The sequence below is a fragment of the Bifidobacterium sp. 2450 genome (assembly GCF_041900695.1).
Lineage (GTDB): Bacteria > Actinomycetota > Actinomycetes > Actinomycetales > Bifidobacteriaceae > Bifidobacterium > Bifidobacterium longum.
The window spans coordinates 22,753-37,322 of record NZ_JBHEEA010000002.1 but is presented as its reverse complement, the minus strand read 5'-3'; the positions used below and the strand labels follow the sequence as shown (position 1 = coordinate 37,322).

Annotated in this window: 9 protein-coding genes and 3 pseudogenes; 3 read left to right on the top strand and 9 right to left on the bottom strand. The window is 59.0% G+C overall.

Features of this window, described 5'->3' with window-relative positions:
- Window positions 1–21: 21 nt before the first annotated feature.
- The 8 genes and pseudogenes from ACEUKI_RS00705 to ACEUKI_RS00670 form a co-directional block, all read right to left on the bottom strand.
- Window positions 22–996 carry a 3-hydroxyacyl-CoA dehydrogenase family protein gene (locus ACEUKI_RS00705; RefSeq protein WP_115770400.1) on the bottom strand — a complete coding sequence of 325 codons (975 nt, stop codon included), beginning with the start codon at window positions 994–996 and terminating at the stop codon, window positions 22–24.
- Between the two features lie 247 nt (window positions 997–1,243).
- A pseudogene (gene yicI / locus ACEUKI_RS00700) lies at window positions 1,244–3,303 on the bottom strand (alpha-xylosidase).
- Window positions 3,304–3,456: 153 nt separating this feature from the next.
- The gene (locus tag ACEUKI_RS00695; protein ID WP_115770401.1) at window positions 3,457–4,278 is read right to left on the bottom strand and encodes a carbohydrate ABC transporter permease; all 822 of its coding nucleotides are present in this window, start codon (window positions 4,276–4,278) and stop codon (window positions 3,457–3,459) included.
- A 17-nt stretch (window positions 4,279–4,295) separates the two neighbouring features.
- Window positions 4,296–5,248, bottom strand: a pseudogene (locus ACEUKI_RS00690) (carbohydrate ABC transporter permease).
- A gap of 133 nt (window positions 5,249–5,381) precedes the next feature.
- Window positions 5,382–6,545 (bottom strand): annotated as a pseudogene (locus ACEUKI_RS00685) (ABC transporter substrate-binding protein); the annotation flags it as partial.
- A gap of 402 nt (window positions 6,546–6,947) precedes the next feature.
- The gene (locus ACEUKI_RS00680; RefSeq protein ID WP_144169631.1) at window positions 6,948–7,967 is read right to left on the bottom strand and encodes a LacI family DNA-binding transcriptional regulator; all 1,020 of its coding nucleotides are present in this window, start codon (window positions 7,965–7,967) and stop codon (window positions 6,948–6,950) included.
- A 239-nt stretch (window positions 7,968–8,206) separates the two neighbouring features.
- On the bottom strand, window positions 8,207–10,315 hold the full coding sequence (locus ACEUKI_RS00675) for a family 20 glycosylhydrolase (RefSeq protein WP_080786087.1): 2,109 nt from the start codon (window positions 10,313–10,315) through the stop codon (window positions 8,207–8,209).
- Between the two features lie 110 nt (window positions 10,316–10,425).
- Window positions 10,426–11,238, bottom strand: coding sequence for a carbohydrate ABC transporter permease (locus ACEUKI_RS00670; RefSeq protein ID WP_080786086.1), 813 nt, complete (start codon window positions 11,236–11,238; stop codon window positions 10,426–10,428).
- A 24-nt stretch (window positions 11,239–11,262) separates the two neighbouring features.
- Between ACEUKI_RS00670 and ACEUKI_RS00665 the strand changes: the two genes are divergently transcribed.
- The 3 genes from ACEUKI_RS00665 (at window position 11,263) to ACEUKI_RS00655 (ending at window position 13,085) form a co-directional block, all read left to right on the top strand.
- A complete protein-coding gene (locus ACEUKI_RS00665; protein ID WP_236838392.1) occupies window positions 11,263–11,865 on the top strand; it encodes a LacI family DNA-binding transcriptional regulator in 603 nt (200 codons plus the stop codon).
- Window positions 11,850–11,987, top strand: coding sequence for a transcriptional regulator (locus ACEUKI_RS00660; protein ID WP_318156508.1), 138 nt, complete (start codon window positions 11,850–11,852; stop codon window positions 11,985–11,987). Before ACEUKI_RS00665 ends, ACEUKI_RS00660 begins: the two co-directional genes overlap by 16 nt.
- A gap of 267 nt (window positions 11,988–12,254) precedes the next feature.
- Entirely contained in the window at window positions 12,255–13,085 is an 831-nt protein-coding gene (locus tag ACEUKI_RS00655; RefSeq protein WP_007054011.1) for a hypothetical protein, read from the top strand.
- A 273-nt stretch (window positions 13,086–13,358) separates the two neighbouring features.
- Here ACEUKI_RS00655 and ACEUKI_RS00650 read toward each other — a convergent pair whose 3' ends face one another.
- Entirely contained in the window at window positions 13,359–14,474 is a 1,116-nt protein-coding gene (locus tag ACEUKI_RS00650) for an Mrp/NBP35 family ATP-binding protein (RefSeq protein ID WP_144169633.1), read from the bottom strand.
- Window positions 14,475–14,570: the final 96 nt, after the last annotated feature.

Here is a 14,570-nt window from a genome sequence, read left to right as displayed (position 1 = left end):
CGAACATTCGTCATTCGTGCCTTACGCTCCCGCGGCGGCCGCGTCCGCGGCATCGTCCTTCAGTGCACGCAGCAGGGCCTTGTTGCGGGTTTCGATGATGCGCTTGCCATCCTCGTCCTGCCAGGAGAAGAAGCCGCGGCCGGTCTTGGCACCAAGGTTGCCTTCCTTGACCTTTTCGGCGAGCAGCGGGCTCGGGCCAGTGCCGTTGTCCATGTCGTCGAACAGGTAGGTGCTGATGTTGTAGAACACGTCGAGTCCGCCGAGGTCGATGCTGGCGATCGGGCCGACCAGGTTCCAGCGGCGGCCGAGGCTGTACTTCATCACGTCGTCCACGGTGGCCGCGTCCGCGATGCCCTGCTGGACGATGTAGAACGCCTCGCGCAGCACGGCCAGTTGCAGACGGTTGCCCACAAAGCCCAGCGACTCCTTCTTGATCTTCGCCGGCTTCTTGCCGATCTTGGCCATGAGGTCGAAGGTGATGTCCACCACCTTCGGGTCGGTTTTCTCGCCCGGCACCACTTCGACCAGCGGCATGAGCTGTGCGGGGTTCCAGAAGTGCGCCACCACGAAGCGCTCGGGGTGTCCCATCACCGACTGCAGCGCGGTGGGGCTCAGGCCGGAGGTGTTCGTGGACAGAATCGCGTCCTTGGGGGCGGCGTGCTCCACTTCGGCCCAGACGGACTTCTTGATGTCAAGGTTCTCGGCCACGGATTCGATGACGAAGTCCACGTCCGCCACGCCGCTTGCATAGTCGGCGTAACAGGTGATGCGGGCCAGCACCGCGTCCATGGTGTCGCCGTCCTTGAGCAGTCCGGCTTCGGCGAAGTCCTCGGCATCCGAACGAATCGCCTTCATCGCCTTCTCCAGCGAGGCCTCGCCGCGGCCGACCAGATGCACCGGATATCCGGCCAACGCGAACTGCAACGTGATCGCGTGGCCCATGGTTCCCGTGCCGACGTTCGCAATCGTCTTGATATCGTCCACTGTCTCAATCATGGAGACCCCTTCTTTCCGGCGGTTCGTCTGGCGTTGGTGTACGCATGAACAGCACCGTGCCGTTATGCGTTTGCTCGCATTCTATGCCGATTTCGCTACGTGAACATTTGCTGAACATTTCGCGGATTCGACTAGTACAAATCCCTATATCAGCACAAAAGCGTGGTGCCGCAACACCGAAATGTTACAGCACCACGCTGAAATGTTCATGTCGTTACGCTGCTATCGCGCACCCACAGCACGCGCGTCACAGCACCACGCTGCCATTTGGAACGTCGACGATACCGCCGGACGCACCCAGGCGTGCACGGAACGGGCGGCCATCGGAGCTCGCGACCTCGATGCCGGCCGGCGTGCGGCGTGCGGTGAAGGTTACGGCGGAACCATCGATTTCCGTAACAACGGCGTCGGCGGTCTCCACCTCATCCACGAACACGGAGACCAGCGCGTTCTCACCGTACACACGGTCCGGCTTGGTTTCGCCGGGGTTGGTGACGATGACGCTGCCGTCGCGCACCCACAGCGGAATCGAATCGTAGTCGTGGGTTTCCTTGCGCCAGCCACCCTGCGCCTTCTCGCCGGTCAGCCAGTTGGTCCACACGCCGTCCGGCAGATAGTAGGAAACCTCACCGGAGTAGGTGAACACGGGGGCGACCAGCATGGACGGACCGAACATGTACTGGCGGTCCAGCGTGCGACATGCCGGGTCATCGGGGAACTCCACGAACATGGAACGCATGACCGAGGTGCCGTTCACATGAGGCTGCAGGCCAAGCTGGCCGCCGACGGTGGCGGAACGTGCATACAGACAGGCGTTGCCCTTGCCGTAGGTTTCTTCGATGGCTTCGAACACGGCCTGGTTGTACAGCTGGGTGTACCAGTTGTGCATGGAGAGCTTCGGAGAGCCGTCATACCAGACGACGTCGCGCGGGATGCGCTCGCCGAAATCGGTCTTGATGGCGTCCACGCCCTGATTCAGCAGGGCCTTGACCTTGACCTTGAACCATTCACGGGCGGCCGGGTTGGTGAGTCCACCAAGCCCATGCCGGCCTGCCAGAAGTCGGTCTGCCAGACTTCGCCATTGGGCTTGCGCACCAGATAGCCCTTGTCTCGGCCTTCCTTGAACATTTCGCCGCGCTGGCCGATGTACGGGTTGATCCAAGCGCAGATATGCAGGCCCTTGTCTTCGTGCAGGCGCTTCAGCGTGGATTCGATGTCGCCGAAGAAACGCTTGTCCCACTCGAAATCGCACCAATGGAACTCGCGCATCCAGTAGCAGTCGTAGTGGAAGGCGGCCAGCGGAATATCACGCTCGGCCATACCGTCGATGAAGGAGTTGATGGTGGCCTCGTCGTATTTGGTGGTGAACGAGGTGGTCAACCACAGACCGTAACTCCATGCGGGCACATTCGCCGGACGTCCGACGAGCTTGGTGTAGCGGTCGAGAATCTGCTTGGGGGTGGGGCCATAGATCACGCAGAAGTCGATGGCCTCGCCGGGCACGGAGAACTGCACGGCCTCGGTGTTCTCGGAACCGATCTCAAAGGAGACATGGCCGCGGTTGTTGACCAGTACGCCATACCCATTGGAGGTCATGTAGAACGGGATGTCCTTGTAGCCCTGTTCGGAAGCAGTGCCGCCATCCTCATTCCAGATGTCGACGCTCTGGCCGTTCTTGACGTACGCGCCGAAGCGTTCGCCCAGGCCATACACGTCTTCGCCAACCGACAGATGCAGCTGGATGGTGGTGAACACGTCGGATTCATCACGGGCGGAACCGTCCATGGTCACACCGAATCCGCCGACCGGCTGGGCGGTGACGTTCGATTCGGCACCGAGCTTGAATCGGCCCAGCGACTTGCCTGCGCACTCGGTGAGCACCTTGCCGTCCTCGCCGATGAAGGTCAGGTTCCAGGGGGTGCCCTTGACGACCTTCGCGGTAAGTCCGCCAGTGGTCAGCGTGACGTCCGCGCCATTGACGCCGACTTCGCCGTCGCCATTGCCGTTCGCCTGAACGGTCACGTAATCACGGTTGCCGGGTTCGTCGGCATTGAGCGGGAATCCGGGGTATTCGGTGGCGCCTTGCCAGTGTTCGGCACGCACACGAATCACGCCTTCTGCCGGCGTGGTGATGTCCACATTGAATGTGGGCAGGTTCAGGGTATCGTACCGGCCGCGCACCACGGAGGTCGGGGCGAGGACGTTGAGGCTTTCGGTGGTGGCATCCGCCGCCAGTTCGTAGGCTTCACGAGCGTAGAGGGCGTCGACGCCGTCACGAATCATCCAGTAGCCGTTGGTGAACTTCATTGTTGCTGCTCCTTGGTGGAGAGGTGGCTTCGACCGCTAGGGAACAAGGCGGCCGAAACCAAAATCAATATGTACTGCTTGTTGATTGAATTGCCTGTTGTGCGAATGACCTTACTTCACCGCGCCGGTGGTGATGCCGTTCGACAGCGTCCTCTAAAAGAGGAGGAAGAAGATCAAGGTCGGCACGATACTGATCAGCGAGGCAGAGGCCGTGGTCGTCACATCCATCAGACGGTCGCCGGACAGCGAGGCGATGGCGATCGGGACGGTCTGCGAAGAGTTGTCGATCAGGAAGGCCATCGGAATCATGTAGTCGTTCCAAGTCCAGATGAAGAAGAACACCAGCATGACGGCCAGAGTCGGCTTCGAAATCGGGAAGACGATATCCTTGAGAATCTTCCAGCGGCTTGCGCCATCGATGGTGGCCGCTTCCAGAATCGCCTTCGGGAAGGTGCCGTACACCGACGACAACAGGTATGTGCCAAATGCGCTTTGAATCACGGTGAAGATGATGACGATGGACCACGGGTTGTTGTACAGGCCGATTTCCTTGAACATGATGTACAGCGGGTATAGGAGGGCTTCCTGCGGCAGCATGTTCGCGAGCATGATCAACAGGATGATCCAGCGACGGCCCTTGACTCGGCCGATGCCGAGGGCAAAGGAGTTGAACACGGACAGCACCACGGCAAAGATTGCCACCAAGCCGGAGGTCCAAATCGAGTTCCACACCTTTTCGGGGAAGTTGACGCGGGTCCAGAACTTGATGAAGCCATCAAGCGTGAACGAGGTAGGCCAGGACAGCGGGCCGTTAGCGTTGTAGTCGGCCGAAGTCTTGAAGGCGTTCAGGCACAGAACGACGAACGGGAACAGCATCACCAAGCCGCCGATAATCAGCAGTACGATGATCAGCCAGTCACCGGCAGTGCGGTTCTTCTTGACTTTGGCGATTTTCTTCAGTTCAGCTGCGCTCATAGTGCTCATTTTTTCAATCACTCTCCGTCCTCGGCTTCGACCTTCTGCTGAAGGTTGGTGAACACGATGGCCACGATGATGATGACGACTGTCAGAGCGGTCGCAATCGCGGCACCGTAGCCGACCTGCTGTACCTGGAAGAACTGGGTGTAGGAGTAGTAGGACGGCACGATGGTGGTAGTGCCGGGGCCACCCTTGGTCAGCATGTACACCGGGGCGAACACCTTCAGTGCCGCGATGGTGCAGGTGAGGGCCACCACGAAGATCTCCGGCTTGATGGACGGCAGGGTGATGGTCTTGAAACGCTGCCACCAGTTGGCGCCATCGAAGCTGGCGGCCTCAACAGTTCCGGATCGACGCGCTGCAAGCCGGACATGAAGATGACCAACGGATAGCCGACCTGAATCCAGATCATGATAAGCATCAGGAAGATCAGGGCCGTATCCGGCTTGCCAAGCCAGTCATGTTGCAGGCTTCCAAGGCCTATGGCACTGAGCAATGAGTTCAGAGCACCGTTCTCAGCTCGGAAGATCCAGCCCATGACCAAGGAGCCGATGGCGATAGGCAGCAGCTGCGGGAAGTAGTAGACGGCACGCATCGTGGACGCGGCCTTGGGGCCGAACTTCTTCTGCACAACGTCGAAGATCAGCGAGGAGAGGATCAGACCGAGCAGAATCGGGATCACCACCATGGCGATGATCATCCAGATCGAGTTGCGGAAGGAGATCCAGAAGGTATCGTCCTTCATCAGTCGGGCCCAGTTCTTGAGGCCGGCCCAGACCGGCGGCCTAATGCCACGATAGTTAGTGAAACTCAGATAGATGTTCCAGATGCCCGGAACGATGATGATCCAGGTGAGCATTGCCACACCGGGAATCAGGTACAGCCAGAAACGATTCGAAGGGCTGCCCGGGATGCGCGACATTGCGGTTTCTTCCGGGTGCTTGGCTTTATTGGTCTTTGTTTTCATCAGACACTTCCAAACGGTAGAGTGTGCAAGACTGTTGGGACACGAACGGAGACGTGTGACGGCAAGGGAAGGAGAAACCGACCACACGCCTTCGTTCGCCTATTGGAAGAAGGGAAGAGGAAAGGATCGAATGCTACTCGACGACGATGCCTGAGGCCTCGAGGCCCTTGTCGTAGTTGTCCTTCATCTGGTTCAGCGCGGTCTTCACGTCGGCGGTGCCGTTGACCAGCTCCTGCAGGGAGGCGTTGAGCTCATCGTAGAAGGTGGAGGTCGGCCAATCCGGGTAGAAGCCGAGCTGGCCTTCCTTGACGGCGTCATCGAACTGGGCCACGAATTCCTTGGTGTCCTCATCCTTGATGGAATCGACGTCGGAGTTGATAGCCAAGCCACCCTGCTCGGCCATGTAGTTCTGGACTTCCTTGCTCAGAGTGATGTTGATGAACTTGGCAGCCAGATCCTTCTTGGCGGAGTTCTGAGGAATGACCCAGACGTTACCGGAGGAGCCGACAATCTTCTTGGTGTCAGGGAACTTGGAGTAGGAAACGTTCAGACCGGCGGCCTCTTCCTTGAAGCGAGCGTGCCACCAGGTGCCGGAGAAGAGGATCGGATTGGTGCCGGTCATGAGGTTCTGGCCGGCGTCCTCAGCCTTGAGGTTGGTGGAATCCTTGGAGATGTAGCCCTTGTCGACCCATTCCTTGATCTTCTCGGTTGCGTAGGTGAGCGGTTCGGAATTCCAATCGACCTTGCCGTCGTACATCTCGTAGGCCTTGATGAACTTGTCATCGGCCTTGGAGAGCACCAGCTGCCACCACAGGTGCTGGGTCGGGTACTCGGCGGAGCCGACGGACAGTGCGGTGATGCCGTTCTCCTTGAACTTGGCCATCGCGCTTTCCAGCTCGTCGAAGGTGGTCGGAATCGCGATGCCGTACTTGTCGAACATGTCCTGGTTGAAGTAGAGCAGGCAGTCCTCACCGTAGTTGGTGATGCCGTACCAGTCGCCGGAGCCCATCACGCCTTGCTCATCGTACTTGCCGGTGTCGGCCAAGGAACCGGTGATGATCTTGTCCCAGCCATATTCGGACACGTAATCGTTGAGGTTGGTGAGCAGGCCTTGGCTGGCGAGCAGGCCGGACGTGGCGTTGCCCTTGTTGTATTCCATAACGTCCGGAGCGTCGTCGGAGTTGAGGATCTGGGAGGCGTTCTGGCGAATCTGTTCGAAGGCCTTCTTCTCGAATTCGACCTTGACGCCGGTCTCCTTTTCGAAGATTTCGATAGCCTTGTCCCACGCCTTGCCTTGCGCGGTGGTCGATTCCTCGTAGTGCTAGATCTTGATGGAGGTGGGGTTCTCCTCCTGTGCGACTTCATCGCTGCTACCACAGCCAGCAACACCGATCATGGTCGCAACTGCAAGTCCAGCGGCGATAAATTTGCGAGTCAACTTCATCGTTTTCTCCTTTTCAGCTTCTTTACTGATGAGAGAACATTTCGACGATTATTGAAACCGGTCGAAATGCCATCCACTAGAAATATAAGGGACCGGTAACGACGTTCTCAAATTATTTCGATAATTTCGACGATTATTTCAACGACTTTTCGATGTGAGCACTCTCATTCTTAACACTGTTAATTCATATTCGGAATACTGCATAAAATGCGACTATTCACCTAAGGCGAATAGCCACAAACACCCGAGCTCTTGTCAGCTGCGCGAGCATTTCGCCATGGTGCCACGTGCGATATAACGCGAAGAAAGCATCTCCACACGGCCGACATCGTCACGGTCGCCGTTGAGCACCTCCATCATGAGATCCACTGCACGCGAGCAGGTTTCGGTCGGCATCATCGGCATCTCATCCACGCCTCGCGGCAAAGATCCCAGCCCGTGCGTGCATGCGGCCATCACCGAAACGTCATCGGGCACGCACAATCCACGATCCTGCAGACCGTTGAGCACGTTGGCCACATGCACCGCATTCGTCTGGCAAATGATCATGGAAATCGCCGGGTTTTCAAGGAACGTCTCATCCAACATCAGATTGACGTCGTCACGTCCATTGCCGGTAGATGGCTTGAAGATCACGGATATGCCGAGGTCATCGCCCTTTTTCTTTGCGGCGTCAAGAAAACGGACCAGGTAATTGGAGCCGTCTTCATACGCGCTGCTGTCCGCGCCGGCCACCAGCACATGGCGATGCCCCAGCGCATACGCCTTCTCCATCGCCTCGCGACCCATACGCTCGAAATCCAAATCCACCGAATACACCGCATCGGAATTGCTCGGGTACCCGACCGCCACCACAGGCACGTCGAGAGCGCGAGCCACATCGGCACGGGCATCGCACATCAGCACATCCAACAGCAGGATGCCATCGACCACGCCTTCGGCGGCGACCCGGGTCAGTTCCTGATCGCCGTATTCGTGCATGAGCAGCAGGAGGTCATACCCATATCGCTTGGCGCGCATGGCAAGCGCAAAGAAGAACACGGCATAATTCGAATAGTCGGTGTATTCATGGAGCGGCGAACTCAACGCCAGAACCTTGGTCGGGCCTCTATGCCGCAGCTCCTGAGTGCGGCTTGGCATATATCCCAGCTCTTTCGCCGCTTTCAGCACCTTTCGTTTAGTCTCTTCTTTGATGGAGCGCTTTCCGCTCATCACATACGACACCGTGCTAATCGATACGCCGGCACATGCCGCCACATCTTTGATACCTGCCACCACCACACCCCCTTAATGGACCCACCACACCACGAATGTTGACTCTTTATCATACGTTATATACGCCGGTCTCACACATTTTCATGCTTTATGCAAAAGCTGTGAGGCATACGCACATTCCCCATCAAACGCACAGGTGCAAGAATGGCAGCAATTCGCCATTTTTGAAATCACCATGTGCGTTTGACGGCGCGTAAGCCTCACATTGTTCTCAGCAGGACCGAATTTCTGTGAGCCCCCTATAGCGCTCCCCTACGCAATATGTCCGCAAACGACCACACCACATGGGCGATACGCGCCAACTCGGCGTAACGGCCGATGGACAGCCACTGCACACGGTACCGTTCGAACCACAACTCCAAATCGGCGGCAAGACGGGCGCGGCGCGAGGCATCCAGCGCACGGCCGGTCACATCCTTGGCGCCACAGGCGTCCTCGCCGCCAGCCAATACCAGCCTATTGAACAACCGCTGCCCATCCAGCATCACCCACAGCAGCTCCGGGTTCAATCCTCCTCGTGCCGAGCCATCGAGCACCGCGACAACCGCACTGCCGCAATCGATCAACGTCCGGTCGCAATCCCGGCGTCGTTCGAGACGGGCATGGTTCCGCAAGAGCAGTCGGCGGCGCGCGTCGGCGCATCCCAGCGCACGGTCAAACATGAGCTCTCCCCCGCACGACCGTTCCACATACGATGCCACATCCGTATTCAGCATGCCGGTGCCGGAACCGTATTCCAGTTCCAGCACTTGCACGGCGAGGTCCCAGGGGAACGACACTCCATCGGAGTCGATGCGAGCGAGTGAATCCATAAGCCAACCGGATTCGTCGCCATACGCCAGATTAGAAATCCGATGGTTCATTTCGCATGCGTCAATTGCAACCGGGTTCCATGCGTTTTGCGCACCGTAACACAGTCCCGGCACGCTCAACCGCGGATCATTGACATGCCCATAGTCACCCCAATCGGTGACCACCATGCCTTCCGCACCATATTTGAGCCCAGCCACCGCCATGCGGTACGTGTTCAGCCAGGCACCGCCATAGTCGGGGAAGAACCGGCTCCACGCCCGCACAGCAGGGCACACGAATTGGCGGCGGCCTTGTGATGCGATGGTCTGGATCTTGCTTTCGTCGATATCCGGCTCATACATCCAGTTGAGCATCGTGATGTCGCCGGGCAGCAAGTCCATGGTGTGCGGATTCTCGAGCGCGATGTCCGCCCACAGCATCGGTTGTAGACCACGATGGGCAAGCGTGCTGCATAGGTCTTTGACGAAATCGGCATACAGCTCATCGCGACTGGCGCCCGGCGAGTCCTGTACGGACCGGCCACGGCCCAAGTCGAAAGTCTCATCGCCACCAATATTGAAGGACCGCGAGCGGAACAGCGGCGCGTATTCCTCGATTAGGTGCGAGGCGAAATCGTGCGACTTGGGGTTGGCTGCGTTCAGTGTGTGGTGTTCCATTCGTTCGATGAAACTGAACGGACGGTCGGCGTCTTCGGGGAACTCTCCCAGTCCACGATGTTCACGGATGCGCAGGTTCATATACATGGGCCCGAAAGCGGCCAAGGACGGCACCAGTTCGATACCGTGGTGCGTGCAGTATTCGTCCAGGAACATGATGTCGCCGGCCGTGAGCGGGTCAGTGCCGCGCCACGCTTCGCTGAGCTCGCCGAAAGCGAAGGCATGTTCCACGTACAGCTGGAATTGGTTGTACTTATACAACGCCAGCTGATCGATGAACCAGGTGAGGAACGCCACCGTCGGCACACGCCCGCGCGTCACGTCAAGACTGTAGGCGCGCACCGCGAACGCAGGCTTGTCTTGGATATGCAGGCAGGGCAAGGTCCGCGAGGTTTGCCTGATCATCTGCCGCAGTGTCTGCATGCCGTACCGCAATCCGCTTTCGCTGCCACCACGCACGGCGATGGTATCTGAGGCGAACACATCCAGCGTGTATTCGTCATGTGCCAATCGCGCATCCACACACAGCGATATGACGGTGCCGTTCATCGCTGCCGGCGCACCCGCACCCGCGCCCGCATCTCGCGCTTTTTCGGCGGCATTGGCGCCGGCGTCGGCTTCATCTGTGGCTGTGAGGACTCGGCGCGTACGGACGGTGACGCCGCAGTAACGCTCGAGTTCGCTGGACAGCTGCTCAATCGGCAGCGTTTCCCAGGCCTCATCGGCATCTTCGGTGACGGCATATTCGGGAATTCGTTTCTCGATCGTCACCAAGGACCCGATCATAGCCGTGCCATGCGTGTATTCCAATGTCACCGGAGCGGGAATCAGGGTGAGACACGGCGTTGCGGCATCGGCCTTATATTCGAATGTGGGCACAGCTGTCCCTTTCATACTGTTTTTATTATCGTTCGTCCGCTGACGGCAGGCGACACGTGGCCGCGCCGCCATCAGCGGACGAATCGTTTGGTGAGGTACGGCGGCATACGCTATTTCACGGCACCGGTCGTCACGCCCTTCATGATGTTGCGCTGGATGAGCATGAAGAACACCACCACCGGCAACGAGAAGATCACCGAAGCGGCCATCTGCCCGCCGAAATCGGTGCCCATGGTGGGTGTCGAGAAGGACGACAGCCATACCGGCAGCGTATACTTCGACTGGTCCTTCATGAACGTATAGGCGATCATGTAGTCGTTCCAGGCGTTGATGAACGCGAACACCGAGGTCGAGACGATGCCGGGCGCGGCCAGCGGGAAGGTGATCTTCCACAGGATCTGCCAGTCGTTCGCGCCTTCCACGCCCGCGGATTCGAAGATGTCCTTCGGGATGTTCAGGAAGAACCCGCGCATGTTCCAGATCGCGGACGGCAGCACCATGGCGATGTACGCCAGGATCAGGCCGCTGTATTTGTTGAGCAGGCCGAGCTGGTTGTAGATGATGAACTGCGGGATGATGCCGCCGGAGGTCATCTGGATGGCCAGCACGAACACCATGATCGGCTTGCGTCCGCGGAAGCGGTACAGGGTCAGGGCCGCGCACGCGAAGAACGCGACAATAATCGACAGGACGAGCGAGAGGTGCGTGGGCCAGAACACGGGGGTCGTGGTCATGATCTCATCGCGCGGCTTTACGGCGGTGATAATCATCCAGTAGACCGGGAAGAACCATACGACGCAGAACAGCAGGTCGAGGATAGTGGTGCCGGCGCGGCGCGCGATCTTGCCGGGGTTGGTTCGGCGGCGGGGCGATGCGGACTGCGCTGCGCCATGCGGTACGGCCTGTGCAGGACTTGCACTCATTGACGTACTCATAGGTCCTCTATCATGGACGTCGCCGCGGCATCCGGCGTCTCCTACGCCACCGTCTCCCGTTATCTCAATGGCAATCCGCACGTCTCGGCCAAGGCAGCCGAGCGCATCGCCGCAGCCGTCAAGCAGGTGAACTACACGCCGAACAACGCCGTCCGCTCATTGGTGCGCCAACGCACGCAAACCGTGGCGTTCGTGGTGCACGGGCAGCCGGATTCACTGATCGCCGACCCCAATATCAGCACCATCCTGCTCAACGCCAACCAGACACTCGGCAACGCCGATTATCAACTCATCACGCTGATCTCCGTCTCCCCTGCGGCCGGCGCGCGTATCGCCAGACTCGCCTCCAGCGGATTCGCTGACGGATGGATTCTCAACACATTTCATAAGGACGACCCGCTATTTCAGGGATTCGCCAATATCAGCGTGCCAGTCGCCATTTCCGGCGTCGGCTATGGCAGCGCCACCCCCTTCCCCACCGTCGACATCGACAACCGACTCGCTTCACGCAAGCTCACCGAGCATATGTTGGGGCGCGGGTATCGGCGAATCGCCTATATCATCGGACCGTCGTACTTGCCGACGCCGACGCCGACGCCATGCACCCGCAGCTGACCACCGTGCGCCAGCCAATGGACGCATTCGGCGTCAGCTTGGCCACCCTAGTGCTTGGCCAGATCGAGGGCCGGCCGTTCCAGCGCACGGTGTTCCTGCCCACCGAGGTCTTGGCCAGATAGGCGCGCAGAGAACGGTTCTCAATAATATCTGTGCACACTTCTCTACGCCCGAAGCGCACATGGAATATGCCCTAATCACTGCCATGTCGCCGTTTGCGATGATGTGAGATTGTTATGTTCTTGTTCATTTGAGCGCACAGATACTACTGAGAACCGTTCTCTGCGCAAATAGACAATGTGGATAACTCCATAAGCTGGAACCACATTGCCCTGCCTGGCTTGCGTTCAAGTCCAAATCAGCTTTACGGTCGCATCATGAGCTCTTTTATGCATGAGGATATTGTCGGCCGACGCCGAGCAGAACGTGAACGCTGCAATGATGCTGCGCGCCGTTCGAAAGGTCCATTGCTGGTGGGATACATCAATGCGGCCAACTACTACGGCGCGCCCATCCCCCGACATTGCACGCTATCTGTTGATGCCGTGCACGCCTGTGTTTCCAGTGCCAACAAACGCAGACGAATCAAAGGCGTGGTCTTCCATGTGTTTAAGGGAAAACTGGATATCCGCAAAAAGGATTATGAGCAGTTCTGGATTGCCTCGCCGGTCATGATGTGGGCTCAGATGGCCCAATACTCCACACTGGAGGAACTTGCGGCCATTGGAGCCTCTTTGATGAGCCGCGATAAACGGCGCAGAATGGCCACTCGCAAGGATTTCGATACCTACTTGGAAATCAGTCCGCGGTTCATAGGTCGTAACAAATGCCACGAGGCACTGCCCTACATGACAGAGAACACGGATTCTCCGCCGGAAAACACGCTGTTTGGGATGCTGAAGGATTCGGGCTTGGGATGCCCCACCGCCAACTATCGCGTGAATATCGGCAACTCATACGTCATATTGGATATGGCATATCCGGACTGCCGCGTCGCGTTCGAATATCAGGGAGCCTATCACGCCGATCCGGCACAAATGCGAATCGACGCGGCAAAGCGAAACGCATTGCAACTGCTCGGCTGGATCGTCATTCTCGTCACTGCGGATGACCTGAGAACAGCCGACACGCGGCATCGTTTTATCGAGATGGCCCATGTCGTGGTGTCCCGGCAACGCAATCTCGCCGATTGGAACCGCTCATGGGCCATTACCTCTTAGCATCGCACCGATAATGCGCTATTCCGCTATTTACTGCGAGGCGCCCGCCAGATATCGGGCTCGACGTAGATCTCCCATTCATACCAAGGCAGCGCGGCACGGCGTCCTCGTCCATGCGAATGGCCTGCAGGTTAATGAGCCTATCCACGCCGGCAGTGAGCTCCACTGCCTCGACCACCAGGTCACGGGTGCTGTGGTCAAGCGATTCGCCCACCAGCAGCGAGCCGGACTTAAACGCCAGCGCCGCCTACAAAAGTGTGAAGCTGCGCGGGCTCACACTGCCAACAGCCGTTCAGCCAACCCTCGGAAGGTCTGGCCAATGCCATCCGTACGCAAAACGCCGTCGGCGTCCAGCACCGCCGGCCGGCCGGCCTCGCCGGTCTCGCGCACTTCGGGTTCCAGCGGCAGCTGGGCCATCAGCGGCACGTCATAGCCCAGCGCCTGAGTGAGCTGTTCAGACACGCGCTGACCGCCGCCAGCACCGAAAATCTCCAGCTTCTCGCCCTTATGCTCGTAGTAGCTCATGTTCTCCACCACGCCACGCACCTTCATCGGCACCTGCAGGGCCACGAGTCCGGAGCGCACGGCGATGTCAGAGGCGGAGGGCTGCGGGGTGGTGACCACCACGAGTTCGGCGTTGGGCAGCGCCTGGGCCACGGAAATCGCCATGTCGCCGGTGCCGGGAGCCAAGTCAAGCAAGAGGACGTCCGGCTCGCCCCACCATACGTCAGACAGGAACTGTTCCAAGGAGCGCTGCAGTCGCGGCCCACGCCACAGAATCGCCCGGTCAGCACCGGCGAACATGCCGATGGAGATCAGTTTCACGCCCCACGCGGTGACCGGCATGAGCATGCCATTCAGATTGGTGGGCTGTGTATGCACGCCGAACAGGCGCGGCAGTGAGAAGCCATAAATGTCCGCGTCGATGGCGGCCGTGTCGAAGCCGAGGGCCGCAAACGTGGCGGCCAGGTTCGCGGTAACCGAGGACTTGCCGACGCCGCCCTTACCGGAGGCGATGGCGAAGATGCGGGTCTTGGCACCCGGTTTGCTGAAGGGGTTCTGCTTGCGTTCGGCCTTGAGGTCGGCGACCAGATCGGCCAGCTTGTCACGGCTCATCGAACCGACTTCGATATGGGGCAGCAGCTGTGCGCCCGGATAGGAGCTGACCGCGCCATTGATCTGGTTGGTGATGGTCTCGCTCAGTGGGCATCCGGGAACCGTCAGCTCAACGTGCACGGTGACGTCGTAAGTGCCGGTGTCCGACGATGCGGGCGCGGCTTCGATGGCGGCAATCATGCCGAGGTCGGTGACCGAACGACCGAGCTCGGGGTCGATGACCTTGCTCAGGCGTTCGTAGATGTCGGCTTCGATCTGACGTGCGTCGCTCATAAATCCGTATCCTCCTTTAGGGCCTGTTCTACCCTAGCGTGTGATGCGGCGGCATGCCAGAGGGAGTGGATAAGTCACACTGGGGCGGGATTCGCT

Coding starts and splice junctions, on each gene's coding strand:
- ACEUKI_RS00665 (WP_236838392.1), top strand. CDS start 11,263: ATGGACGTCGCCGCGGCATCCGGCGTCTCCTACGCCACCGTCTCCCGT.
- ACEUKI_RS00705 (WP_115770400.1), bottom strand. CDS start 996: ATGATTGAGACAGTGGACGATATCAAGACGATTGCGAACGTCGGCACG.
- ACEUKI_RS00695 (WP_115770401.1), bottom strand. CDS start 4,278: ATGAGCGCAGCTGAACTGAAGAAAATCGCCAAAGTCAAGAAGAACCGC.
- ACEUKI_RS00655 (WP_007054011.1), top strand. CDS start 12,255: ATGCATGAGGATATTGTCGGCCGACGCCGAGCAGAACGTGAACGCTGC.
- ACEUKI_RS00650 (WP_144169633.1), bottom strand. CDS start 14,474: ATGAGCGACGCACGTCAGATCGAAGCCGACATCTACGAACGCCTGAGC.
- ACEUKI_RS00660 (WP_318156508.1), top strand. CDS start 11,850: ATGCACCCGCAGCTGACCACCGTGCGCCAGCCAATGGACGCATTCGGC.
- ACEUKI_RS00670 (WP_080786086.1), bottom strand. CDS start 11,238: ATGAGTGCAAGTCCTGCACAGGCCGTACCGCATGGCGCAGCGCAGTCC.